Here is a 22,485-nt window from a genome sequence, read left to right as displayed (position 1 = left end):
AATAAATTTCATTGAGCGGTATAAAAAAATTAGCCGGGCAAACATTGTGGTATGGGGTCAGTAGTATTTTTGCCCGTTTCCTGAATTATCTGCTTACTCCGTATCTGACTTATAAATTAAGTGGTTCGGGGTTCGGGGAAATGAGCCTGGTATATGCAGCCATTCCCTTCTTAAATACCCTTTTCCTGTTTGGGGTGGAAACAGCCTATTTCCGGTATATTCAAAAAGACGATTACAAGAACGATATCTACAGTACGCTTTCGATTTCCCTGATCACCAGCACCTTTACGCTTTGTGCCATGCTGATGATCTTTAATGTGTCGTTTGCCCACCTGATCTCCATCCAGGACCATCCCGAGTATGTTACCATAAGTGCGCTCATCATTGCATTTGATGCCTTATCTGCCCTGCCCTTCGCCAAACTGCGGCATGAAGGCCGGCCCGTGAAGTTTGCATTTGTACGGGTAAGTGGAATTATCATTAACATAGCTATTATCTATTTCTTTTTATCGGTTTGCCCCCGCATACTGGAGAAAAATGAAAACAGCCCGCTGCTGTTGCTCTACCACAAAGACTTTGGCGTAGGTTATATTTTGCTGGCAAACGCCGTACAGTCGTTTTACCAGCTGATCATATTAAGAAAAGAGTTGTTCGATTTTGACTGGAAATTCAATTTCCCCATGTGGAAAGAGGTGATGGTATATGCCCTGCCGCTGGCAATAGCCGGTTTTGCGGGTATGATCAATGAAACCTTCGACCGCATTATGCTGGGCTGGTGGGCACCGGTACAATCCATACAAGCCGCCCGTTTTGAGGTGGGAACCTATAGCGCCTGTTATAAACTGTCTATTTTAATCACTCTGTTCATACAGGCTTTTCGCATGGGCGCCGAGCCGTTCTTCTTTAAACAATCGCTTTCTGAGGATGCGCCCAAAACATACGCCCGGGTAATGAAATTCTTTGTGATCACCATTACGCTTATGTTCCTGGTGGTGGCGCTGTACCTGGATATATGGAAGAATTTTATTCAGAACGAAGCTATGTGGAAAGGGCTTACCGTGGTACCCATTCTGCTATTTGCCAATATGTTCCTGGGCATTTATTACAACCTCAGTATCTGGTATAAATTATCACAAAAAACCTCGGCCGGCGCCTGGATCACTCTGATAGGCGCCATTATTACCCTGGTAATAAACGCGGCTTTCATTCCCCGGTTCAGCTACCTTGCCTGCGCCTGGGCCACCTTCTTTTGTTATGGCAGCATGATGGTTGTTTCTTATGTATGGGGACAAAAAAGGTACCCCATTCCCTATGCTACCAAAAAGCTATGCTCCTATATGGTGATCGTATATGTGTTGTATCTTATTCACCATACCGTTACTGGCTTGTGGCCCAGAGAATGGCTCAGCCTTTCCCTGGCCACGATTCTAACCCTTGGTTATCTCGTATTTATTTTACGGATTGAACGTAAGGAATTCAGTAAGCTGCCTTATGTGGGAAAACTGATCTACCGGTTCATTTAAGAAATGGGTTGTGCTTTTTCTCATACCCGATGGTAGTTTGCGGGCCATGACCCGAAAAAACCACGGTTTCATCTGGCAAAACAAATAACTGGTTACGAATACTGGCAATAAGCGTCTCAAAATTTCCGCCGGGCAGGTCGGTACGGCCAATGCTCTCCCGGAATAAGACATCGCCACCCAAAACAAACTGCTGCGCCTGACAATAAAATGCAATATGTCCCGGCGAATGACCTGGTGTAAAAAGCACCTGGAATGCATCATTACCCAACGGTATGGTATCTCCTTCGCGTAAAAATATAAGGTCGCCCTTGTAATTATCAAAAGGCAACCCCCAGGACATTCCAGACGTTGGTGCATAGTCCAGAACAGGTTTTTCTTTTTCGTGCAGGTGAAGGGTTAACCCCCAGGTATCATGAATGAATTTGTTTCCGAATACGTGGTCGAGATGGCAATGGGTATTTAACAAATATTTAGGCGTTAGGCCGGAAGTTTGTATATATTCTTTCAGGTCATTACGTTCGTTGCCGAAATAGCAGCCGGGATCAATAATGCAGCATTCTCCCGTGTCGTTGTGCACCACATATGTATTTTCCTGAACGGGACTAAATGTAAAAGACGTTACTGTTAGCATACTCGTACCTATTATAATTGATTTTCGCGGTATTATGGATTGTTTTAACTTTAAAACATTTAAAGACAGGCTATGCAATTTCAACAGATTCAGCCAAAGACAACAATTTTTTCTTCCTTTCCCTTTTTACTTGCCTTGTTGCTGCCAACCGTACTATTCGCCCAGGTGAATACTGTGGAATTTGGAAAGAACCGGGTTCAGTACCGTAAATTTAAATGGCAATATTATCAATCTACCAATTTCAATACTTATTTCTACGAAAATGGTCAGCCTATTGCCAATTACGTAGCACAGGTAGCTGAAACCGAATTGCCCGCTTTGGAACAATTTGTGGAATATGGCCTGCAACGCCGTGCCAATATCGTTATCTATAACCATTTTGATGAATTGCAACAGTCCAACATCGGGTTGAACCTCGACTGGCAAACAACCGGCGGTATTACCAAGCTGGTGAACAACAAGGTGGTGATCTATTACGATGGCGACCATGCCAACTTACGCAAACAGATACGCCAGGGTATTGCCCGCATTCTGGTTGATAACATCCTTTTTGGCGACGACCTGGGGGAGTTTGCTACCAACCAGGCATTGCTCGATCTTCCCAAATGGCTGGTTGACGGATATGTTGATTATGTAGCCGAAGAATGGAGCCCCTCCTACGATAATGAACTGAAACTGGCCCTGCTTTCGGGCGAATACACCAACTTTTACCAGCTGGCATATGAAAAACCGCTGCTGGCCGGTCACGCCTTCTGGCAATACATCTCTGAAAAATATAAAAAAGAGAACGTTACCTATTTCTTATACCTGTCGCGCGTATACCGCAACCTGAACAGTGCTTCGCAACGCATTGCCAAAAAGAAGTTCAAGGACTTGTTGAAAGACTTCATGAACGAACGAACGGAAATGTATGAAAAAGACCTCCGCGGCCGCCGTGATATTCCCAAAGGAACCGTAGCCATCGTCGAAGAAGTAACCCACAATAAAGACTTTCTCCATTTTACGCAAAACCCCGCACCACGCAGTCAAACCTATGCGGTGGTGGAATTTATAAAAGGCAAGTACCGGGTGGTATTGTGGGATAATATGACCGAAAGAAAAGTGCTGTTGAATATTGGGGTACGCTCAAATGAGAACGAGGTAAATCCTAACTATCCCCTGCTGGCCTGGGATGGTAAAGGCACCCGCCTCGCCTGTATTTACTGGTCTGAAGGAAAAGTTCACCTGTTCGTATACGACATGGTGGCCCGCTTTAAACGCATAAAACAGGACATCACCCATTTTGAACAGATCCAGAGCATGGAGTTTATGCTTAACTCCAATACCCTGTTATTTAGTGCCGTTCGCAATGGCCAGTCTGACCTGTACATTTACAACATTGAAAAGGACACCTACGAACAGCTGACCAATGACGCTTATGCCGATCTGGATGCCAGCTTTGTAGCTTTCCCCAATAAAACCGGGATCATTTTCAGCAGTAACAGACCCGATGCCACTACCAAAGGAGGCGACACGGCTGTTGCTTCCCAACGCTATAACATCTTCCTGGCCGACAACTATAACAAAAGCGAGTTCAGGCAAATTACCCAGTTAACGAAGATGAAATACGGGAACGCGCGCTTTCCCATGCAGTACAATACCTATCACTTTACTTTTGTAAGTGATGAAACCGGTATCAGCAACCGTTTCGCCGGCTTTTTCAGCACCCAGCGGGCTGGCCTCGATACGGTAGTACTGGTGGGCGACCAGGTGTTGCGTAATCCCGACCCACTGGAAATAGACTCTACCCTGAAAGCCTGGGGCAAAACCGAACCGGATTCTGTGTTTACGTTCTCTGTAACTAAAGACAGCGCCTATACTTTCCCTATTACCAACTATCAAAGTGCCCTGATTGAAACCAAGATAGCAGGTTACAATGGCCAGGTGAGTGAAGTAAGACAACAGGGAAATCTGAAATTCTTATACCGGCTGAAAGTGGATGACGCCACCCTGAAAAAACGCAACCTGAATGTACGGCCTACCGAATACCGGCGCAAGACCATTATAGCAGAACAGGCAGCAAGCGGTGCGGCCATTCAGTTTAACAAACCAACTGCAGAAAAGCCACAAGAGCCGCAAAAGATCAACGATATTTTTGAGACCGGCTTTGAGAAAGAGAAAAAAGACAGTGCCCAACAACAGCAACCGCAACCACCGCCGGTAACCAACCCGACGATAATACCACCTGTGGTACCGGCAACTGTTGCTGCACCCAAAGCAGGTGAAGAGTCGATCCTGAAAAAGGCCAAACGATTCGATTATAAGCTGAAATTCTCTGTAGATAATTTCTCCGGTGGCTTTAATAACGACGTTCTTATCAGCCGTTATCAACCTTACACCGGTGCCCTGCCAATCATGTTGCAAAGCGGCGGTGCTTTCAATGGAATGTTGAAAGCTTCGATCTTCGATCTGTTTGAGGACATACGTTTTACCGGCGCTATGCGGCTGCCTTTGATCGGTGGTACCGGAACCGGTGCAGTGGTAAGCAATACCAACACCAGCGTATTTGTACCGGTTAACCAGTCCCTGTTTGATGGTGGTGGTGAGTGGTACGCCCGGGCCGATTATCTTAAAAAACGCTTTGATTATTCACTCCTCTATTATCGCCGTACCGAATTGGGTAATGTAACCAACATAGGCGGTACTGCTATAGCTTATGAAGGAAAATCATACACCAATCTGTACCAGGCTGTTGTGAAATATCCGTTCGACCGGGTACGCAGCCTCCGGTTTTCAGGTGGTATCCGTACCGATAAAGTAGTGGTACGCGGTGAACTGGGTGATACCTTCACCTTGAAATCGCCCGACGTAAACAAACAGACTTATGCTGTAACCCGCCTGGAATATGTTCATGATGATGCTATCTTAAAAGCAACCAACATCTGGAACGGGTTACGGTTCAAGATCTATATGGACCTCGATGGACAGATCAGCAAACCATCGGTTGTTACCACCGTTAAACCAGGTCGTTTTACCTATAATTTTGGTTTTGACGGCCGTTACTACTACCCCATTTACCGCAACTTTATCTGGGCTGGCCGGGCATCCGGCGACTTCTCGTGGGGCAGCCAAAAGATCATCTACTACCTGGGTGGTGTTGATGGCTGGATGTTCCCTAAATACAGTGTGAATCCACGTCCTCAGGACCCCGATTATGCCTTCCAGTCACTGGCGGTTAACGTGCGTGGGTTCACCCAAAACGTGGCCAATGGTAATAACAACGTAGTGTTGAACAGTGAATTCCGGTTACCAGTTTTCTCTACGCTCTTTAATAAACCAATCAATAATGCCTTCCTGCGCAACTTCCAGCTGATTCAGTTTATTGACCTGGGCAGTGCCTGGAATGGCAAGTATAATAAACTGTCGCGCCCACAAGTGGTGTATGGAGATACGCCGGCCCAGGTGTTGATAAAAGCCGGTGGTATTGGACCGTTTGTTGGCGGTTATGGATTTGGCGCACGCAGTACACTGCTTGGCTATTTCCTGCGACTGGATTGCGGTTGGGAAATGAATGGATTCTTCAAAGGCAAACCTTTACTGGCTTTTGCCATGGGTGTGGACTTTTAAGGGGGCAAAAGGCAGAGAGAATTAAAAATACTTAAGCCTCGTGATTAAACTCACGAGGCCTTTTTATTTATGGTATCAGAGAAGCTAAAATAGAGGCGCTATGGGAACACAGCGCCGTTTGTGGATAAACCAACCGCTATATTGGAAGGGTCCATATAGCGGCGGGATCAATGAATGGCTTTACTTATTCTTTTTATGGTGAGGTATACCAATGTCATGAAGATGGAGAAACAGGCTACCATACCCCAGGCATATTTATATTGAATGGGATGAATCGTCATTTTAATCAGGTAAGTAGACAATCCGATGGGGTTGGTTATAATATCCCAGCTGTTGAACCGCGGGTAACGGCCAATATAAATTCCCAATGCATTCAACCACATAATGGGATAAATAAATAACAGCTCGCGCATTCCGGGCAAAAACTGCTGCATCATTTTCTCCATTTGCCGTACCGACAATACCCCCAGCAACAGGCCATCCCAGGCGAATGAAATGATCATGGCCAGATCGAACCAATTGGGCACGTTGGGGTGTTCGCCCAAATGAAACAGATCGGTCATTATGTAAAACGAATTGGGAATGAACAACAGCCATACGAATGCTATTACAACAAACTTTATAGGATTGGTATAAGCCAGGTTGCGTTTCTGCATAAAGCCCGAGATCAGATACGGTAACCAGGCCAGGAACAGATTCCAGATCAGCGACAAAAAGGTGAGTTTGCCGGTATAGGTAATACGGGCCATCACCAATGCAATACTAAATCCCATTGACAGGGTAAGCATGCGATCCATTTCGTTGCCGGTTGTTTTAAACAACACCCAGCGATACGGCCTGCTGATCGATTTCATTTGCGCCACTTTCATCGTTAAAATAATTTAGGAATGAATACTATCGCACCTACGGCCAGGGCTGTTAAGGCCGCTGTCAATACAGCGCCCGCAGCGAGGTCTTTTATAAATTTTATTTCTTTATGCCGCTGATCAGAAACAAAATCCATTACCCGCTCAATACAGGTATTGAACATCTCTGCCACCCAAACAAAACCAATGGCAAATACCAGTGCCAGCAGTTCGTTTTTGGTTACTCCAACCAGGGAGGCCAGCGTAAACACCGCTACGGTTGCCATAAAATGTAACCAGGCATTGTGTTCACTTTGAAAAAAAGCGGCAATACCTTCCAATGCAAACCGGAAACTCCTTACTCTTGCGCGGATTGAAAACTCCTGTGATTTCATAATACTTATTTTTTATTCTTGGGGCCATTTGTTCTGTTCATATAATTGATACAATGACTTTTGGGTTGTTCTTACAGCAATAAACTCTACAACAATTATGCTCAGAAAAATAAGGGCCAGCTCCTTTGAGAACATACCATTGAAATTACTCTGAAATAAACTTACTAACCCTATAAAAATCAGCAGGTATAATACTGACAGAAAAAAGATCAGCCAGGTCATTTTTGAACGGTTGGTATATGGCATTAAAGCCGACCATTCTACCAACGGAGAAATAATTATTAACAAAGGCGATGTTATAAAGAACCCAACAAGCAGCGCTATCAATAGGAACACAATGCCCCAGAGCATCTCAGACATTAGAAGGCTTATTGACAAAATCAAGATGGTTATTGCAACCGATTTCGCCCATATTCTAACTGCCACAAATAAAGGACTTACCATAGTATTAATGAATTGAAGTTATCAATCCTCTTTTCCTAAAATATTGCTTCGTATAAGCATCGGCATAATTCCACGATAACCAGGTGTATTCTTTTTGCCTTTGTTCAAATTGCTTTTCCCGTTGTTTTAACTGTTCAATAAAACAGGTATCACAGGCCGGTTGTCCATCGTTGACATTTATCACCCTTGTATCATTTTCGCGTTTTTGCAATGCCACTATATTGGTATCGAGCAAAGGCAAGGCCTTATCTGACAGGGAGAGCAGGAAGGGCACGTCCAGCTCAACTGTATTCCTTCTTTTCAGGTTATACCCGGCTATAAATTCATCCCAGTGAATGGTAGTAGCCAGCACCAGCACTACAATTCCTGCCCATGCGTTCACCCTGAACAGGAAGTAGTTTGTTTTGCGGCTCCATATTTTGAGGAATACCGTTACAAGTCCAATCAATACCATTAACAAAAAGAACAATACACCAATACGCTTGTAGGCCAGGCCATGCTTGAGTATATAATAATAGTCACGCAGGAAAACAGAACTAACCAGCATCGCGTTCTGCAAGATCCAGGCATACGCGCCATACTTTAACCATTTGTTCCTTTTATAAAAATTAAGGTTGCCTTTAAAGAAGAACAATAAAATAGCCATTGCGAGTACTATCGATACAATCAGTAGCTCTGTTCCTTCGTGAACCATTATATATACCGGCAACCCTGGCTTGTATTGAAAATGCAACCATAAAAAGTCCACATCAATGCCATTGACAATCAGCAACAATACATTTAGCAATACCAGGCTGATGATACCGGTAGTGTTCTCGTTCTTAAGTGCCATCATTCCACTGGCCATTTTACCCATGATCATTTCAACGAAAGAGAAAAAGGCACCATTTCTTTTTTGACGCATAGGCTTCCTGGATCGTTGCAACCCATCGTTCATGCGGGTTTCCCGGGTGCTGAAATAATCCAGTTTGCTTTTCAGTAAAATGGAACCAGTGATCAACAGTCCTAATAAAAGAAACACCAACCGCTGCCAGGAGAAGAAATCGAAAAAGTGACTAAAGAAGATCTCCAGTTGTGCACCAATGCGGTTTGCGATGTCGGAAAAAGCATTATTAGCACCCCGGTAGATCAGGAAGAAGATAATCACCAGTATCAGCGGGAAAATTGCAAACCTGATAAAGCGGCCGATTCCCTTACGATTGGCAGGTTTGCTTTTGTTGATCTTAAAGGATTCGGCAAAAGAGGCTACTATCATTACTACATTCATTAACATAGAGCCGCTGGCGAACCATGCCGATCGATGTATATACTCTGCAAAACCTGCTACCAGCAGCAACGTTATCACAAAAGCAATCTTACTCAGATCGGTATTATGTATCACTACCATTGACAAACTAACCAGGTGTCCCAACAGCAACCAGTTTACCGCGGCTGACTTGCGGGCATTGGGGTACAGGAAAAACAGGGCACATAATAAGAAGGCATCAAACAAAACTGTATTGATGGCCAGTTTTTCGTTCCAGAAAACCAGATTAAACAAAACAGCTCCTGCTGTTACTAAAATTATTTTTACGAGATCTTTGTTCATAGTGTAGATTTTTTTATGCAATAGCCGGGAATGGGCTTACTGATTTATTGTTGTTATTGCTTTTTACTTTCGACAGAATGGTTTCCAACAGGGGCAGCATGTTATTGAGCCCTTTAGTTTTTATAATGAAGTTCCATAAGGGTTCAAACTTTTTCCAGCCGCCGGCATAGGCAAAATGTTTAAGCTGATGTTTCAGGGTATCGTGGTTCATACTGGCTCGGCAAATGTTCTTCCAGCTATAAAATGATTTGTAAGCATAGTCATACCCGGCTTTTAATTCAGCAGCATTCAAGCCTACGGTTTTGTATACTACCTGGCGGGTATCGTACAGGTCCCAGTTGTGGTGTAACAGGCGGCCCTGCTGCTCCATCGACTGATACAACCGGGTACCGGGGTACGGGGTGAGAATATGAAAGGTACAGGTGGTTAATGCGTTCTCTACTGCCCAGTCAACGGTTCGGTCAAATACATCTTTGTCATCATCATCTAACCCAAACACAAAGCTGCCGTTGATCATAATGCCCAGTGAATGGCAACGGTTGATGGCCTCGCGATAATCTTTTCCCAGGTTTTGTTTCTTGTTACTTTGAGCCAGGTTGGCATTGCTGAGCGTTTCAAAACCAATGAACACGCTGCGTAAACCGGCCTCTGCGGCCTGTTCTATCAGGTTGCCTCTTAGAATCGCATCGATGGTGGAGGCACCCTGAAAAACCCGGTTCATCCCTTTCATGCCTTCAAACAAAGCGCTGGAGAATTTTTGGTTGCCTAATAAGTGGTCGTCCAAAAAATAAAGGTGTTTGCCAGGCAGGCGGTCTATTTCAGTAAGGGCCGCATCAACCCGTTGCGTATAGAATGATTTACCGCCTTCGAAAAAAGCATCTTTATAACAGAAATCACAGTGATGCGGGCAACCTCTGGATACTACAATAGAGTTAGGCACCAGGTAATGATTTCGTTTTATTAGGTCACGGCGAATGGGTGGAATATCCGTGATGTTGCGCTTACTGTTCACATATACCTTGCGGGGAGTTCTATTGTTGAAATCTTTGAGGAACTCCGGGAAGGTATCTTCACCCGGACCAATAAAAATGCTGTCGGCGTGGGGTATTGCTTCATCAGGCAGGGAAGAAACATGTAAACCTCCCAGGCACACATACGCGCCCCGTTGGCGATAATGATCGGCCAGTTTATAGGCCCTGAATGCGTTGGTGATGTATACCTGTATTATTACCAGGTCAGGGGTATCGTTGATCTGCAATTCTTCTACGTGTTCATCCTGCAGGTCAATTTCATCATCGGGTGAACAATAGGCTGCCAGCGTAGCCAGGCCCAATGGCGGGAACAAGGAATATTTAATGGGTCGCCAGTACGGGCTTTTAGCCTCGGTAAGTGCTGGTAAGATCATTTTGATTTTCATGGCTATACTTTTTGAACTGTATTAAAATCACCGCCCCATTGTACCAGTTGTTTGTAAAACGTCATAAGGCTTGTAATCCCAGATACGATGGCTATACATTGCAGTACCAGCGCCATTATCATTCCGCGGATGCCTATCATATTCCAGAAAAGCAAAAACACAATTACGGTAAGCACTATACTGGATATAAAAACCGCATTGAATAAAAAGGCGCCTTTTTTAAAACCTGCTGCATACCGGTTAATGATAATAAGAATGGCCAGCATAACAGGGAAGGAAAACACGGCGCCATAGATAGTGCCGAAGATCACCAGATCGCCTGCATCGTTATGAAATTTGATAGCAAGCAGGTAGAGGGTGCCCAGAACGGTATTTATTATTATGGCAAACAGCCAGATCAGGAGTGCCAATAATAGTTGCTTTAAAAATGCGTACTTCATAAGATTTAAAAGTGCTTTGTATTTCAAAGTGAAAGGACAAAAAAAATTTACTTCATGCCTTTGATCATATTTTCCAGGGCCTCAATGTGGTCTTTGAATGCTTTTTCACCAGCCCGGGTAATAGAATAGGTTGTATTGGTTTTGCGGCCAATAAATCCTTTGTGTACTTTAATGAATCCATTTTCTTCCAGGTTTACCATGTGTGATGCCAGGTTGCCATCGGTTACATCGAGCATTTGTTTCAGGTCATTAAAACTCACCTCCTCATTCACAATGAGGATGCTCATGACCCCCATGCGAATGCGGCTATCAAAAATTTTATTAAGATTTTCAATCGGGTTCTTCATGCTGTAAATTATTATCTAGGCCTGACGTTCATACTTCCACCACATAAAAGCTCCATACACAATATGCAGGATGCCAAAACCTGCGGCCCAAAAATACAAACCCCACCCGCCTGTCCACAAATTAATAATACCCAATATTAGTTGTCCATACCCCAAATAGCGGATCTCGCCAAGAGTATATTTTGATGCGTTTACCAAAGCCAGGCCGTAAAAGATCAGGCAACAGGGCGCCACCAGGCCATAAAACCCTGATTCTACCAGGCGTAAAATTACAAACCCGCCTACCATCATAGGCAAAACAGTATTCCAGGCCAGGCGTTGTACCGTACGGTCCCACATAGAGGTACCATTGCGGCGGCTACGCGCCCGGGTGAATAAAAACGATGATATAAAGGCGGCAATGAAAGTTATACCAGCGATCAAAAACAGGTCGTTATACAATGCAGCAGCGCTGGCGCTTAAAGAATTAGTGTCGCCCCGGTAATAGCTTTCATAGGTGTGGTCGCCCCGCAATGCCTGCAAATAACTAACGATACGCAGCTGTGCAGCCGTAGCTCCCAGCAGGGCGCATACGCCGGCGCTGATCCCGCTCCACCCACTCAGGGAAATGAAGCGCGACGACTGTTCCATCATTCGTTTAATGTCCTGCAGGGTTTCCAGCGGGGGATGTTGGCTATCCATAAAAAGCACTTTGTAAAACAAAGTAAGCATGCGTTTCGCAGATTTCCAAACTTTTTATTTAAAAGTTCAAAGTTTGGAGTTATTGGGGTATTAGGTTCGTAGGTTATTGGGTTCATGGCTTATTGGGTTATTGGGTTAGGTTATTGAGTAAGGTTATTGGGGGTTGCAGTCCGGTGGATTGCAGCTTGCAGAAGCGCGTGAGGTCTTTTGGCGGATGTAAGCTTGTGGCTGTATTTTGGCTTAAAGATTACAGCTTATGGCTGACGGCTGCATTACTAACAGCTGTATGTATCGGTGCAAACAGTGTTCCCACAACATTATTCGCCGTGTTTTCACGATAATTATGTCATTCGGATACTATGTGTTCACCGAAATAATGCGGGTTTTACCGATGTACTTGTGCTTTTTATCTTTTTTAACAAAATGCTTTTCTTTCTGTTATCGTATTTTTGGCGGAGAAATCAAACCGACCTTATAAGAAATGCCTATTAGACCGTTTAAAATCCTGCTGTTGATACTGTTGACTCATGGCGCAATGGCACAAAACAGGATACTGAAAGGAATTGTTAAAGATGCTCATAGTGACGAACGTATCCCTTTTGCTTCGATGCAGTTCCAGAACCAAAAGACCGGCAAACTCAGCGATTCGGCAGGATCTTTCATCTTTCATTTTAACGAATGGCCTACTGACACCCTCATCATTTCTTATGTAGGATATCAGGATTTTAAACTACCATTCGACAGCTTCTTATTGTCCCGTGCCAAAAACAATGTTTTAGACATCAGCATTCTGATGGAGCGTGGCAATTTTGCCGCCGTTATTGTAAAAAAGAAAGTTGATCGTGGTTTACTGATGTGGAAACGTATTGTTAAACACAAACCCCAGAACGACCGCTACCGCTTCCATAACTTCTCCTATGAACTGTATAACAAATTAGAAGTAGACCTCAAGAATATAAAAAAGGAAAAATGGGAGAATCTGCCCTTTATCAAGAAGTTTAATTTTGTGCTGAATAATATCGATACCACCGAGGAGGGGGTACCCTATTTACCGGTATATATTACAGAAGCCATCTCTGATTACTACTTCCAAAAAACACCCCTGCGTCGTCGTGAAGTGTTTAAAGGCACCAAAACCATGGGGGTGAATAATGAAAGCGTTTCAAAATTATTGGGCGGTATTGACCAAAATGTAAACTTTTACGCCAACTTCATACCCGTTTTCGATAAACAATTTGTAAGCCCCATCAGCGATAACGGCGATGCGTTCTATAATTACAAGGTGCTTGACTCGCAATTTGTAAACGGCCGCCGCCTCATTCACTTCTTCTTTATTCCCAAACACAAAGGACAAAACACCTTTGAAGGGGATTGCTGGGTACATGATACCACCTTTGCCATTCAAAAAATGAACCTTCGTTTGGGTAAAGATGCCAACCTGAACTATGTAAACCGCCTTAGTCTGATACAGGAATTCAGTATGCTCAACGACACCACCTGGTTCCTCACCAGAGATAAATTCGTGGTTGACCTCTCGCTGCTTTCCGGTGAAAAGATGTTAAGCGCCATTGGCAGAAAAACCACCACCTACAAAGGCATTGTTGTAAATGATACTTCAGTAACGAATGAGCTGGCAAAAAACAAGCTTATTGAAGAAACTATCTTTCCGCCCCAGGCCAATAACGCCCCTGATTCTTTTTGGGTCAATAACCGCCACGAAGAATTAAGCGCCACTGAAAAGAAATTATACCAAACTATCGATACCCTGTTAAAACTGCCGGCCTTTCAACGGGCAGTAAAAACAGTGAATTTCCTGGCCACTGGTTTCCTTGACATAGGCAAATTTGAGATCGGTCCCTGGTACAACTGGATCTATGCAAATACGCTGGAAGGCTGGCGCTTCCGCTTTGACCTTGGTACCAATGAAAAAATGTTCAAAAATCTGTATTTACATGGGTATTTGGCCTATGGTACAAAAGACCAGAAGTTCAAATATGAGGGTGATGCCTTGTATTTGTTCAAAAAAAGCCCCCGTACGTACATTTCTGCCAGATACTTAAAAGACATCGATTACGGACAGAATTATTTAGATGAAGTAAGCCAGGATAACATTTTTGCGTTGGCCATCAGAAAACCTGGCGTTCCTATGAAATTCATGGAGACCGAATTAATGCAGATGGACCTGTTCAAGGAATGGCATTCTGGTTTATCGGTTAACCTCACTGGTTCACGCAGATCATACAATCCCTTGCTGAACCTACCCGAAAAAGAGATTTTCTACGATGGTAATGGCATCACAGAACCATTAAATACGTTTGAAGGTTCGGTTCAGGTGCGTTTCGCTTATCTGGAGAAATTTCTGGAAGGGGATTTTTACCGGTACAGCCTGGGTAGCCCCTACCCGATCGTGTCTGTTAAATATACGCGTGGTATAAAGGGTGTATGGAACAGCAATTATGATTACAGTAAAATTAGCGGTAGTGTTTCTGACTATCTGAAAATATCGCCTTACGGCAATTTGTATTATAGTGTATTTGGGGGTAAAACCTTTGGCACCCTGCCCTTTATGTTGCTGGATGTAGCACCCGGTAATGAAATATATTACTATAACAAGTATGCTTATAGCCTAATGAACCGCTGGCAATATCTGCATGATAAATATGCAGGGTTTAATTTCGAACATAATATCGGTTCAGGGATCTTCCGGTTTACTGGACTTACCCGAAAGCTAAAATTCCGTCAGTTTTATACAGTAAAGGGATTATGGGGCAGCCTGAGTGAAGAAAACAGGTCATTGAACATGCCTTCCGGTTCTACCTATATGTTTGAATCACTGGATGGAAAAACGTATCTGGAAGTTGGTACTGGTGTAGATAATATCTTTAAAGTGCTGCGGTTTGATTTTATATGGCGGGTATTACCTCAACCCCTGCCCGAAGTTTCCAATCAGCGTTTTGGGGTATTCGGAAGCTTTAGGCTCCAATTCTAAGGAAATATCAACTTATAGTATTGATCCCGGCTTCGGTCGGGATTTTTTATGCACCTACCCTTTATTCAGGGTTAAAAAAAAACAGGTGCCATAGAAATGGCTCCTGGTAAAGTGTAATTTGCGATACTTCACAAAGAAAAAGAACTATGATAATTTGCTAATGCCCGATTGAAATTCAGGGGAAATTTCAATTTGTCCGGTCAGTAACTGACTATCACTTATTAAAACAGCTAAATGATTGGGTGGTACTAAAGAACCATGAAAAAAATTCATCATATTGATCCTAATCAACTGAAAAGCAGTAAAACTTGACGATTCTACACAAAAAAAAGGGGCGATTAGAAAATCGCCCCGCAGGTCATGCCCTCAAAGCTATTGCATAGACCTTGTTTAACTACATCAAAAATATTGTACAGAATTTTAAATAAATAATTTTTTAGACGAGCAGCAGTATTTTAACAAATAAGTCATCCAAAAAACCATATTCAACCGGTTGCATTTTGTGTAATAACGACACTTTAATAGGAAATTAATCAGGTTAACCGATTGTGTATTCGTTTTTTAACTAACAAACAGTAATTAAAAAAGCCGTCCCGATTTTAGTCGGGACGGCTTTTTTAATTATTATGTATAACAAATTACTGTACAGTTACGGTAACTGACGAAGCCAGTTTTCCACCATATGAACGATGGATACCATCGGCATACTGCAAAGTCAATTTGTGTTCACCAGGTGTTAATTTCAGTTCTGCTTCTTTTTGGGCATTGCCAAAGTGCAGGTGTGTAGAATCTTTAGGCACCACTGTTCCCAAAGCCAGCGAATCGCCGTTATCGATCAAAATGTGGTGGTGACCAGAAGCTGGTTTAATTACACCGGCAGAATCCAGTGCAATACCTGATACACCCATTTGTACTTTAAAGGGAGATTTTATTTTCTGGCCGTTTTTCAGGTTTTTGAAAAATACTTTGGCGCCGGCAGGAATTTCAGGCACCGGGGCTATCTCAGCCATAGCAGCCGTGTCGGCTACGTGGTGTGTGGTATCCATTGCAGAAGAAGCTGCGGCTGTATCAGTAGCGGTTTCTTCAGTTTTTGAACCACCATCGTTACAAGCAACCATGCCTAACAGCAGAAAAGGAATAAGACCAATTTTACGCATAAACTATTTTTAAAATGATTAAATAATGGTTAACCCATGCTCACATTGATCCATACAACTGCGCAAATGTAAAGGTATATAGTTGATATCTACCCATTTGACAACATATTAACAATCAAAAAACCAGCCTATTTCAGTGTATCAAGTACCTGTAACATCGTTTTTATAGCCTTTTTAATCTCTTTGGCAGAAATGGTCAGCGGCGGGGCTATCCGCATGCACTCCGGGGCAAACAGGAACCAGTCGGTCAACAGGCCCTGCTGTAAACAACCATCGATCACTTTTTTATTGATCTCGAAGCTTTCAAATTCAACCGCTATCAGCAGTCCGTTTGACCGTACTTTTTTTATCAATGGATGTTGCAACATTTCAACAAACAGGGCTGCCTTGTGGGCCACCTGTGCTATTATTTCATCTTTCAACAGTACTTTTAATGCCGCAAGTCCGGCGGCGCAGCATACGGGATGGCCGCCAAACGTGGTAATATGGCCCAGAACGGGGTTTTCGGTAAATACCTGCATGATCTTCTTATCGGCCACAAAAGCGCCCAGGGGCATGCCACCGCCGAGGGCCTTCCCCAATAAAACAATATCGGGCACCACATTAAACTGTTCAAACCCCCACAGGGTACCGGTTCGGCCAAAGCCCGCCTGTATTTCATCCAGTACCAGTAACGTCCCGGTTTCCCGGCATTTTTTTTCCAGGGCTGTCATCCATTGGGGCGAAGGAGCCACCACGCCCCGTTCGGCCTGGATGGTTTCGGCTATTACGCAGGCTGTTTGGTTAGTAATATGTTCCAGCGATTCAAAGGCGTCGTATTCCAGGTGCAATACATCGGGCAATAACGGCCTGAAGGCATTGCGCCAGTATTCATCTCCCATAATGCTCAGCGCGCCCTGGGTTGAACCGTGGTAGCTTTTATTGAAGGCAATGATCTGTGTTCGGTTGGTGACCCGTTTGGCCAGTTTCATGGCCCCTTCGGTGGCTTCGGCCCCGGAGTTGGTAAAATACACCGAGTTTAGTGTGGGAGGCAAATAGTCGGTTAACCATTTTGCGTATTGGACCTGGGGCGTTTCAATCATTTCGCCATACACCAGCAGGTGCATGTAGTCGTCCACCTGATTTTTGATGGCTTTTACCACTTTTGGGTGCCGGTGGCCTACGTTGCACACACTGATACCGGCAATCAGGTCGAGGTATTTTTTTCCGGCAGCGTCAACCAACGTACTTCCTTTGGCTTTCACGATCTCTAACCCAATTGGAGCAGGCGATGTTTGGGCTACGTGACGGAGAAATAATTCGCGTTTATTCATAATCACCGCAAAGATACCCCCTAACCCCCTAAAGGGGGAAATTCAGATTTCATTTATGCTATTTACTACGGCTTGCATGGGATTTATTAGGATATTTGTTCCGGACTCTTTAAAACCTAACTACTATGCCAGTAATCTTACACGTTGAAGGGGTATACCCCAAATTTGGAAGCAATGTTTTTATTGCCCCTAATGCTACCATTGTTGGTAATGTGGAAATGGGCGATGATTGCAGCGTTTGGTTCAATGCCGTTGTACGGGGTGATGTAAACGCCATTCGTATGGGAAATAAAGTAAATGTGCAGGACGGCGCCATCATTCACTGTACCTATAAACGCACCCAAACTGTCATTGGTAACAATGTATCTATTGGGCATAACGCCATTGTACATGGCTGTACGGTAGACGACAACGTGTTGATAGGCATGGGCGCCATCATTATGGACCGGGCCCATATAGGCAGTAACAGCATCATTGCAGCTGGCGCTGTGGTGTTGGAAGAAACCATTGTTCCGCCGGGAACTATTTTTGCTGGTGTACCTGCCAAAAAGGTAAAAGACATTGTAATTACGCAGGTTCACGGTGAAATTGACCGGATAGCCAACAATTACATAAAATATGCCGATTGGTTCCGTGATCAGGTAACCGAATAATTGCTGTTGTCTCTTGTAGATATGGCATAATATATCTAAATTTAAGTGCGTTTTATCCTAAGAAAATCAGTATATGAAATCTATTAGAATTTTTCTGTTCCTAGCAATTGTAGTAGCCTATGTTTTAGGTGGAAGTTCGTGCAGCCGCAAAACCGGTTGCCCCAGTAATGGTAAAAACGTAGGTGCTGAACGGATCCTGAGCGGCGAAAAAGTGCCTAAGGCCAGAAAGTTCAAAGCGTAGTCCCTGTATACCCGGTTGAACCCCAGGGTTCAACCTTTTCATAATCTAAACCGTACTTTATGAGCCTGACTCTACGCACAGATAATGGCTTCACCGAAGCTATTATCGATGAAGACTGCGGATTGAAGCGCTTTTATGAGGTCGCCAATATTCTATTGGATGAACTCAAGATCCGGTTCACCAACAAGCAGGACGATTTCGATACGCTTACCTGGAACTTTACGTACAACAAACATCTTCTTACGCTGTACTACAACATTTACACTGGCATTTCTATTTATCCCTACAAATTCAAGGAAGCTGCCCGTAAGGACAATGATGCCGTTATTGAGGTGGCCAAATTTCTGGAGACCAAACTACTGATAAACAAAGCCAGGAAGTTTATTAATGCTGAATAACTCCCCTTCTCTTTAATTTCCAATATCCGCAGTTAATAGTTTTTTTCGTCAATAGACTCCAGAATGTTGTAGTAGCTTATGTAGCGCTCTTCATGAATGGTTCCATTGACAACCCCGTCTTTCACCGCGCAGCCCGGTTCATTTATGTGCAAACAATTATTGAACTGGCAGTCGTTGAGCACACGCGCCATTTCAGGATAGTAATGCGAGAGTTCCTGCCGGGAAATATCAACCAAACCAAATTCGCGCATACCCGGCGTATCTATAACCCGGCCTCCGGTTGGTGCCGGTAGGTCGAACATTTCTGCGAAAGTGGTAGTGTGCATCCCCTTGCCGCTCCAGCCGCTTACATCCTGCGTTTTAAGTTGCAGCTGGGGGAAAATGCTATTGATGAACGAAGATTTCCCTACGCCGGAGTGACCGCTCATGAGCGTTATTTTATTTTCCAGAATGCTCTTTAACTCGTCTACACCTTCATTGGTTTTAACCGACATCAGTACCGTACGGTAGCCAATAGCCGCGTACATTTCCTTAAGCATAGCATATTTTTCCTGCTCTTTGATCTTGTACAGATCGGCCTTATTGAATACCACCATGGCAGGTACATGGTAGGCTTCGGAGGTTACCAAAAAGCGGTCAATAAACCCCTGCGACGTTTTGGGGTCCCTGAGGGTGGCAAACAATACCGACTGATCGATATTGGCAGCCACAATATGATGCTGTTTTTTATGCGAGGGCGATTGCCGGTTGATATAATTACGCCGGGGAAGAATTTCAGTAATAATAGCCGTATTGGCTGATTCGCTTTCTATATCGATCCCCACTTCATCACCCACGGCAATGGGGTTGGTAGAGGTAATATTTTCAATTTTGAAAACCCCTTTGATGCGGGCACTCATTGTTTTGCCCGTTTCTGTTTTTATATTGTACCAACTGCCGGTTGACCGGTATACGATTGCTTTCATTGGAGGGTAAAAGTACAAGAATTATGGGTGCCACGGTTCCAAACCGTGGTACCCATACCTATGGAAATTTCTTGAATAAAGTATACCGCAGGAATATTTCAAGGAAGAGCAAGGCCGCGGCGGCAAATGCAAAGGGGAAGAACCGCTCGGTGTATCGTTTCAGGGCGGTAACTTCTATGCGTGACTTTTCGAGCTTGTCTATTTCCAGATAAATTCTTTTTAAACTTTCATTATCTCTTGCCCGGAAATACAACCCGCCGGTTTCTGTAGCAATCATTCGCAACAGCTTTTCATCGATGTTCACTTTTTGCTGCCGGGTGCCATCTGCAGTAGGCACGGGTGCATACCCTTCTGACCCCACCCCAATGGTGTATACGCGGATACCGTAAGCTTTTGCGAGTTCCTTACCAGCCAGCGGGTCAATACGTCCGCCCTGGTCTTCTCCATCGGTAAGCAAAATGATGACCTTTGATTTTGTTTTTACATTTTTTAACCGGTCAACGCTTACGCCGAGGCCATCACCAATGGCCGTACCATCTTCCAGCAGTCCGCGATTGATGTTATAGATCTGGGTTTTTAAAACTGTTTTATCGGTGGTCAATGGCACCAGGGTAAAACTTTCACCAGAGAATATTACCACGCCAATACGGTCCGTGGGCCGCATGTCGACAAAGTTGGCTGCCATTTGCTTGGAAGCTTCGAGCCGGTCGGGTAAAAAATCCTGCGCCAGCATACTACCGCTCACGTCGAGACAAAGCACTATGTCGATCCCCTGCCCGTTCTTCAACTCTTCATCGTTGCGGGTTTGCGGGCGGGCCATTGCCATGATGATACAGCTCACGGCCACCAGCCGGATCACAAATGGTGCATGTCGAAAAGTATTTTTCCAGGAACTGCCCTGGCGAATAACCGCCAGCGACGACACTTTCAATGCGCCCTGTTTGCGGTCGTACTTGTTCAGGTACCAGTATAGCATAGCCGGTATCAGCACAAACAGCCCGAATACTTCCGGATATGCAAATTTTATATGTTGAAACCAATTGTACAGCAAGGGTCAGGAAATATTGTTTAATGTTTTGATAGCCGTTTCTATTACGGCGAAATTCTGTTCATTATCTTTTTCATCGGGCTGGTACTTGGCAAATTTTACAAAATCTGCGATCTGTAAAGCGTGTACCAGCTGATTGAAACTTTCTTTTTCCATTGGCGTCTCGCGCAGCTGAACAATCAGTTCTTCATTTGTTTTTTCCAGCGTGGCCACTTTCAGTTTACGGAACATAAATACACGCAGGATATCGTTCAACCGACTGTAATAGGTTTTTACTTCCCCATTTTGGAAGCCCTGCTTACGCAATTCTTCCAGCGCCTGTAAGGCTTCTTCATAAGGACCCAGTTTAGGTTTTGCCGGTTCTGCAACAGCCGGCACCTTCTTTGGTTTTCTTAACAGGTAAACAATCACGCCAATGGCAATAACTGTAAAGATGCCCAGGATCCAGGGTATCCAGGCTGTCCATTTGGGCTTTGGCACCTCTTCAATTTCTTTTATATCGCGATAGTCTTTGGAAATATCCAACGGTGCATAACTCACTTCAACGGGAATAGAATCGGTAGCGTATGATTTTCCATTTACCTGTAAGGTCAATGGCGGAATTACAACGGTACCTGAATCAAAACTGGTGAGGGTGAGTTCCTGGTGAAATTGTTTGCCATCGATGTTATCGGAAGTATCGGTTTTGCCTTTATCGATGATCTCGAAGTGTGGAATGCTATCCAGGTTAAACCAGGTATAGATTTGTCCCAGCGGTATACGTACTTCAAAGGTTAGTTTAATGGGCTCGCCAATAAGGATCTGATCGCGGTTAACCGATGCCCGGGCCAGTACCTGGCCGTTCATATAAACCGGACTGGCGAGTAAACAACCAATAAGAATAATATTGAGAATAGGGTTTTTCATAATTACCGGTTACGCCCGACAAAGAATTTCTGCAGCACTTTTACATAATCTTCACCGGTGCGTATATGCAGGAGTTCGCAGCCAGCCCGCACAAAGATGTTTTTACAATAGTTTGTATGATTAAAGAAAGCAGCTTCGTATTGTTGGCGAACCAGGTAGTCGCTGGTGTCTATCCAGCTGCGGGCCCCGCTTTCGGCATCTTCAATTTCCATTAACCCGGCATCGGGCAATTGCATATCCATTTTATCGTACACTTTTATACCTATCACATCATGCTTTTTACCGGCTACCTTCAGGCCATCTTCAAATTCATTATCGAGGAAATCGCTTAACAGAAAAACGATGCTGCTTTGCCGAACGGTATTATTCAACCGCTGCAAAGCATGGCCTATGCGGGTACCTTTGTTCTTTGGCTGGGCCGTTAACAGTTCGCGAACGATGTAAAGCACATGGTCCCTTCCTTTTTTGGGTGGAATGTATTTCTCTATTACATCGCTAAAGAACAGTACGCCTACCTTATCATTATTACTGATGGCGGAGAAAGCCATTACGGCGGCCACTTCAGTTATGAGATCTTTTTTGCGGGCATGCGTTGTACCAAACAGGGAGCTGGCGCTTACATCGACCAGCAGCATTACCGACAGTTCACGCTCCTCTTCAAATACTTTGCTGAAGGGATGGTTAAAGCGGGCGCTCACATTCCAGTCAATAAACCGGATATCGTCGCCGGCCTGGTATTCGCGTACTTCTTTAAACAACATACCGCGTCCCTTAAAAGCACTGTGGTACTCTCCGGTAAATAAATGCCGGGTGAGCTTTTTGCTTTTGATCTCCAGCTCGCGAACTTTTTTTATTATTTCGGCTGTCGTTAGCATATTAAAAAGGCAAAGGGCAAAAG

Annotated in this window: 21 protein-coding genes; 6 read left to right on the top strand and 15 right to left on the bottom strand. The window is 44.2% G+C overall.

What is annotated here, in order from left to right; all coding sequences use genetic code 11:
- Window positions 1–11 precede the first annotated feature (11 nt).
- The gene (locus BMX95_RS06220) at window positions 12–1,523 is read left to right on the top strand and encodes an oligosaccharide flippase family protein (protein ID WP_081201111.1); all 1,512 of its coding nucleotides are present in this window, start codon (window positions 12–14) and stop codon (window positions 1,521–1,523) included.
- Here BMX95_RS06220 and BMX95_RS06215 read toward each other — a convergent pair.
- Window positions 1,516–2,154 (bottom strand): MBL fold metallo-hydrolase, encoded by a 639-nt coding sequence (locus BMX95_RS06215; protein WP_081201110.1) that lies wholly within the window; start codon window positions 2,152–2,154, stop codon window positions 1,516–1,518. The genes BMX95_RS06220 and BMX95_RS06215 overlap by 8 nt on opposite strands.
- 72 nt (window positions 2,155–2,226) lie before the next feature.
- Between BMX95_RS06215 and BMX95_RS06210 the strand changes: the two genes are divergently transcribed.
- The gene (locus BMX95_RS06210) at window positions 2,227–5,760 is read left to right on the top strand and encodes a hypothetical protein (RefSeq protein ID WP_081201109.1); all 3,534 of its coding nucleotides are present in this window, start codon (window positions 2,227–2,229) and stop codon (window positions 5,758–5,760) included.
- 167 nt (window positions 5,761–5,927) lie between these two features.
- On the opposite strand, the gene BMX95_RS06205 is transcribed toward BMX95_RS06210, so the two are convergent.
- The 8 genes from BMX95_RS06205 to BMX95_RS06170 form a co-directional block, all read right to left on the bottom strand.
- Complete coding sequence (locus BMX95_RS06205; protein ID WP_081201108.1) at window positions 5,928–6,629, bottom strand: DUF1361 domain-containing protein; 702 nt, start codon at window positions 6,627–6,629, stop codon at window positions 5,928–5,930.
- 2 nt (window positions 6,630–6,631) lie between these two features.
- The gene (locus BMX95_RS06200; protein WP_081201107.1) at window positions 6,632–7,000 is read right to left on the bottom strand and encodes a diacylglycerol kinase; all 369 of its coding nucleotides are present in this window, start codon (window positions 6,998–7,000) and stop codon (window positions 6,632–6,634) included.
- Window positions 7,001–7,012: 12 nt separating this feature from the next.
- The gene (locus BMX95_RS06195) at window positions 7,013–7,360 is read right to left on the bottom strand and encodes a hypothetical protein (protein ID WP_081201106.1); all 348 of its coding nucleotides are present in this window, start codon (window positions 7,358–7,360) and stop codon (window positions 7,013–7,015) included.
- An 88-nt stretch (window positions 7,361–7,448) separates the two neighbouring features.
- Window positions 7,449–9,032, bottom strand: coding sequence for a DUF4153 domain-containing protein (locus BMX95_RS06190; RefSeq protein ID WP_081201105.1), 1,584 nt, complete (start codon window positions 9,030–9,032; stop codon window positions 7,449–7,451).
- A gap of 13 nt (window positions 9,033–9,045) precedes the next feature.
- Window positions 9,046–10,449, bottom strand: a complete 1,404-nt coding sequence (locus BMX95_RS06185) for a B12-binding domain-containing radical SAM protein (RefSeq protein ID WP_081201104.1) — start codon at window positions 10,447–10,449, stop codon at window positions 9,046–9,048.
- A 2-nt stretch (window positions 10,450–10,451) separates the two neighbouring features.
- Complete coding sequence (locus BMX95_RS06180; protein WP_081201103.1) at window positions 10,452–10,889, bottom strand: hypothetical protein; 438 nt, start codon at window positions 10,887–10,889, stop codon at window positions 10,452–10,454.
- Between the two features lie 47 nt (window positions 10,890–10,936).
- Window positions 10,937–11,236 (bottom strand): winged helix-turn-helix domain-containing protein, encoded by a 300-nt coding sequence (locus BMX95_RS06175; protein WP_081201102.1) that lies wholly within the window; start codon window positions 11,234–11,236, stop codon window positions 10,937–10,939.
- A 15-nt stretch (window positions 11,237–11,251) separates the two neighbouring features.
- A complete protein-coding gene (locus BMX95_RS06170) occupies window positions 11,252–11,917 on the bottom strand; it encodes a hypothetical protein (protein WP_244898077.1) in 666 nt (221 codons plus the stop codon).
- A 511-nt stretch (window positions 11,918–12,428) separates the two neighbouring features.
- On the opposite strand from BMX95_RS06170, the gene BMX95_RS06165 reads away from it, so the two are divergent.
- Window positions 12,429–14,906: a DUF5686 family protein gene (locus BMX95_RS06165; protein ID WP_242673144.1), complete on the top strand. Its 2,478-nt coding sequence runs from the start codon at window positions 12,429–12,431 to the stop codon at window positions 14,904–14,906.
- Window positions 14,907–15,544: 638 nt separating this feature from the next.
- Here the strand turns inward: BMX95_RS06165 and BMX95_RS06160 are convergent.
- Together BMX95_RS06160 and BMX95_RS06155 are read right to left on the bottom strand one after the other, a co-directional pair.
- Complete coding sequence (locus BMX95_RS06160; protein ID WP_090519319.1) at window positions 15,545–16,063, bottom strand: DUF4399 domain-containing protein; 519 nt, start codon at window positions 16,061–16,063, stop codon at window positions 15,545–15,547.
- A 128-nt stretch (window positions 16,064–16,191) separates the two neighbouring features.
- Window positions 16,192–17,376 carry an aspartate aminotransferase family protein gene (locus BMX95_RS06155; protein WP_081201101.1) on the bottom strand — a complete coding sequence of 395 codons (1,185 nt, stop codon included), beginning with the start codon at window positions 17,374–17,376 and terminating at the stop codon, window positions 16,192–16,194.
- 125 nt (window positions 17,377–17,501) lie between these two features.
- Between BMX95_RS06155 and BMX95_RS06150 the strand changes: the two genes are divergently transcribed.
- The 3 genes from BMX95_RS06150 (at window position 17,502) to BMX95_RS06145 (ending at window position 18,668) form a co-directional block, all read left to right on the top strand.
- The gene (locus tag BMX95_RS06150; protein ID WP_014221813.1) at window positions 17,502–18,029 is read left to right on the top strand and encodes a gamma carbonic anhydrase family protein; all 528 of its coding nucleotides are present in this window, start codon (window positions 17,502–17,504) and stop codon (window positions 18,027–18,029) included.
- Window positions 18,030–18,102: 73 nt separating this feature from the next.
- A complete protein-coding gene (locus BMX95_RS34855) occupies window positions 18,103–18,270 on the top strand; it encodes a hypothetical protein (protein ID WP_165758958.1) in 168 nt (55 codons plus the stop codon).
- A gap of 59 nt (window positions 18,271–18,329) precedes the next feature.
- Window positions 18,330–18,668 (top strand): DUF3630 family protein, encoded by a 339-nt coding sequence (locus BMX95_RS06145; protein ID WP_081201100.1) that lies wholly within the window; start codon window positions 18,330–18,332, stop codon window positions 18,666–18,668.
- 32 nt (window positions 18,669–18,700) lie between these two features.
- Here BMX95_RS06145 and rsgA read toward each other — a convergent pair whose 3' ends face one another.
- From rsgA to BMX95_RS06125, 4 genes are read right to left on the bottom strand one after another with little or no spacing between them, the layout of a single operon-like run.
- On the bottom strand, window positions 18,701–19,633 hold the full coding sequence (rsgA, locus tag BMX95_RS06140; RefSeq protein ID WP_081201099.1) for a ribosome small subunit-dependent GTPase A: 933 nt from the start codon (window positions 19,631–19,633) through the stop codon (window positions 18,701–18,703).
- A 58-nt stretch (window positions 19,634–19,691) separates the two neighbouring features.
- Window positions 19,692–20,684: a vWA domain-containing protein gene (locus BMX95_RS06135; protein ID WP_090519316.1), complete on the bottom strand. Its 993-nt coding sequence runs from the start codon at window positions 20,682–20,684 to the stop codon at window positions 19,692–19,694.
- Window positions 20,685–20,687: 3 nt separating this feature from the next.
- A complete protein-coding gene (locus tag BMX95_RS06130) occupies window positions 20,688–21,587 on the bottom strand; it encodes a BatD family protein (protein ID WP_081201098.1) in 900 nt (299 codons plus the stop codon).
- Window positions 21,588–21,589: 2 nt separating this feature from the next.
- Entirely contained in the window at window positions 21,590–22,462 is an 873-nt protein-coding gene (locus BMX95_RS06125) for a DUF58 domain-containing protein (RefSeq protein WP_081201097.1), read from the bottom strand.
- Window positions 22,463–22,485 lie beyond the last annotated feature (23 nt).

Source organism: Niastella yeongjuensis (assembly GCF_900110245.1).
Taxonomy (GTDB): domain Bacteria; phylum Bacteroidota; class Bacteroidia; order Chitinophagales; family Chitinophagaceae; genus Niastella; species Niastella yeongjuensis.
Note: the sequence above shows the minus strand (reverse complement) of the source record. Positions and strands in the feature narration are given on the sequence as shown.

Coding starts and splice junctions, on each gene's coding strand:
- BMX95_RS06215 (WP_081201110.1), bottom strand. CDS start 2,154: ATGCTAACAGTAACGTCTTTTACATTTAGTCCCGTTCAGGAAAATACA.
- BMX95_RS06210 (WP_081201109.1), top strand. CDS start 2,227: ATGCAATTTCAACAGATTCAGCCAAAGACAACAATTTTTTCTTCCTTT.
- BMX95_RS06205 (WP_081201108.1), bottom strand. CDS start 6,629: ATGAAAGTGGCGCAAATGAAATCGATCAGCAGGCCGTATCGCTGGGTG.
- BMX95_RS06200 (WP_081201107.1), bottom strand. CDS start 7,000: ATGAAATCACAGGAGTTTTCAATCCGCGCAAGAGTAAGGAGTTTCCGG.
- BMX95_RS06195 (WP_081201106.1), bottom strand. CDS start 7,360: ATGTCTGAGATGCTCTGGGGCATTGTGTTCCTATTGATAGCGCTGCTT.
- BMX95_RS06190 (WP_081201105.1), bottom strand. CDS start 9,032: ATGAACAAAGATCTCGTAAAAATAATTTTAGTAACAGCAGGAGCTGTT.
- BMX95_RS06185 (WP_081201104.1), bottom strand. CDS start 10,449: ATGAAAATCAAAATGATCTTACCAGCACTTACCGAGGCTAAAAGCCCG.
- BMX95_RS06180 (WP_081201103.1), bottom strand. CDS start 10,889: ATGAAGTACGCATTTTTAAAGCAACTATTATTGGCACTCCTGATCTGG.
- BMX95_RS06175 (WP_081201102.1), bottom strand. CDS start 11,236: ATGAAGAACCCGATTGAAAATCTTAATAAAATTTTTGATAGCCGCATT.
- BMX95_RS06170 (WP_244898077.1), bottom strand. CDS start 11,917: ATGGATAGCCAACATCCCCCGCTGGAAACCCTGCAGGACATTAAACGA.
- BMX95_RS06160 (WP_090519319.1), bottom strand. CDS start 16,063: ATGCGTAAAATTGGTCTTATTCCTTTTCTGCTGTTAGGCATGGTTGCT.
- BMX95_RS06155 (WP_081201101.1), bottom strand. CDS start 17,376: ATGAATAAACGCGAATTATTTCTCCGTCACGTAGCCCAAACATCGCCT.
- BMX95_RS06150 (WP_014221813.1), top strand. CDS start 17,502: ATGCCAGTAATCTTACACGTTGAAGGGGTATACCCCAAATTTGGAAGC.
- BMX95_RS34855 (WP_165758958.1), top strand. CDS start 18,103: ATGAAATCTATTAGAATTTTTCTGTTCCTAGCAATTGTAGTAGCCTAT.
- BMX95_RS06145 (WP_081201100.1), top strand. CDS start 18,330: ATGAGCCTGACTCTACGCACAGATAATGGCTTCACCGAAGCTATTATC.
- rsgA (WP_081201099.1), bottom strand. CDS start 19,633: ATGAAAGCAATCGTATACCGGTCAACCGGCAGTTGGTACAATATAAAA.
- BMX95_RS06130 (WP_081201098.1), bottom strand. CDS start 21,587: ATGAAAAACCCTATTCTCAATATTATTCTTATTGGTTGTTTACTCGCC.
- BMX95_RS06125 (WP_081201097.1), bottom strand. CDS start 22,462: ATGCTAACGACAGCCGAAATAATAAAAAAAGTTCGCGAGCTGGAGATC.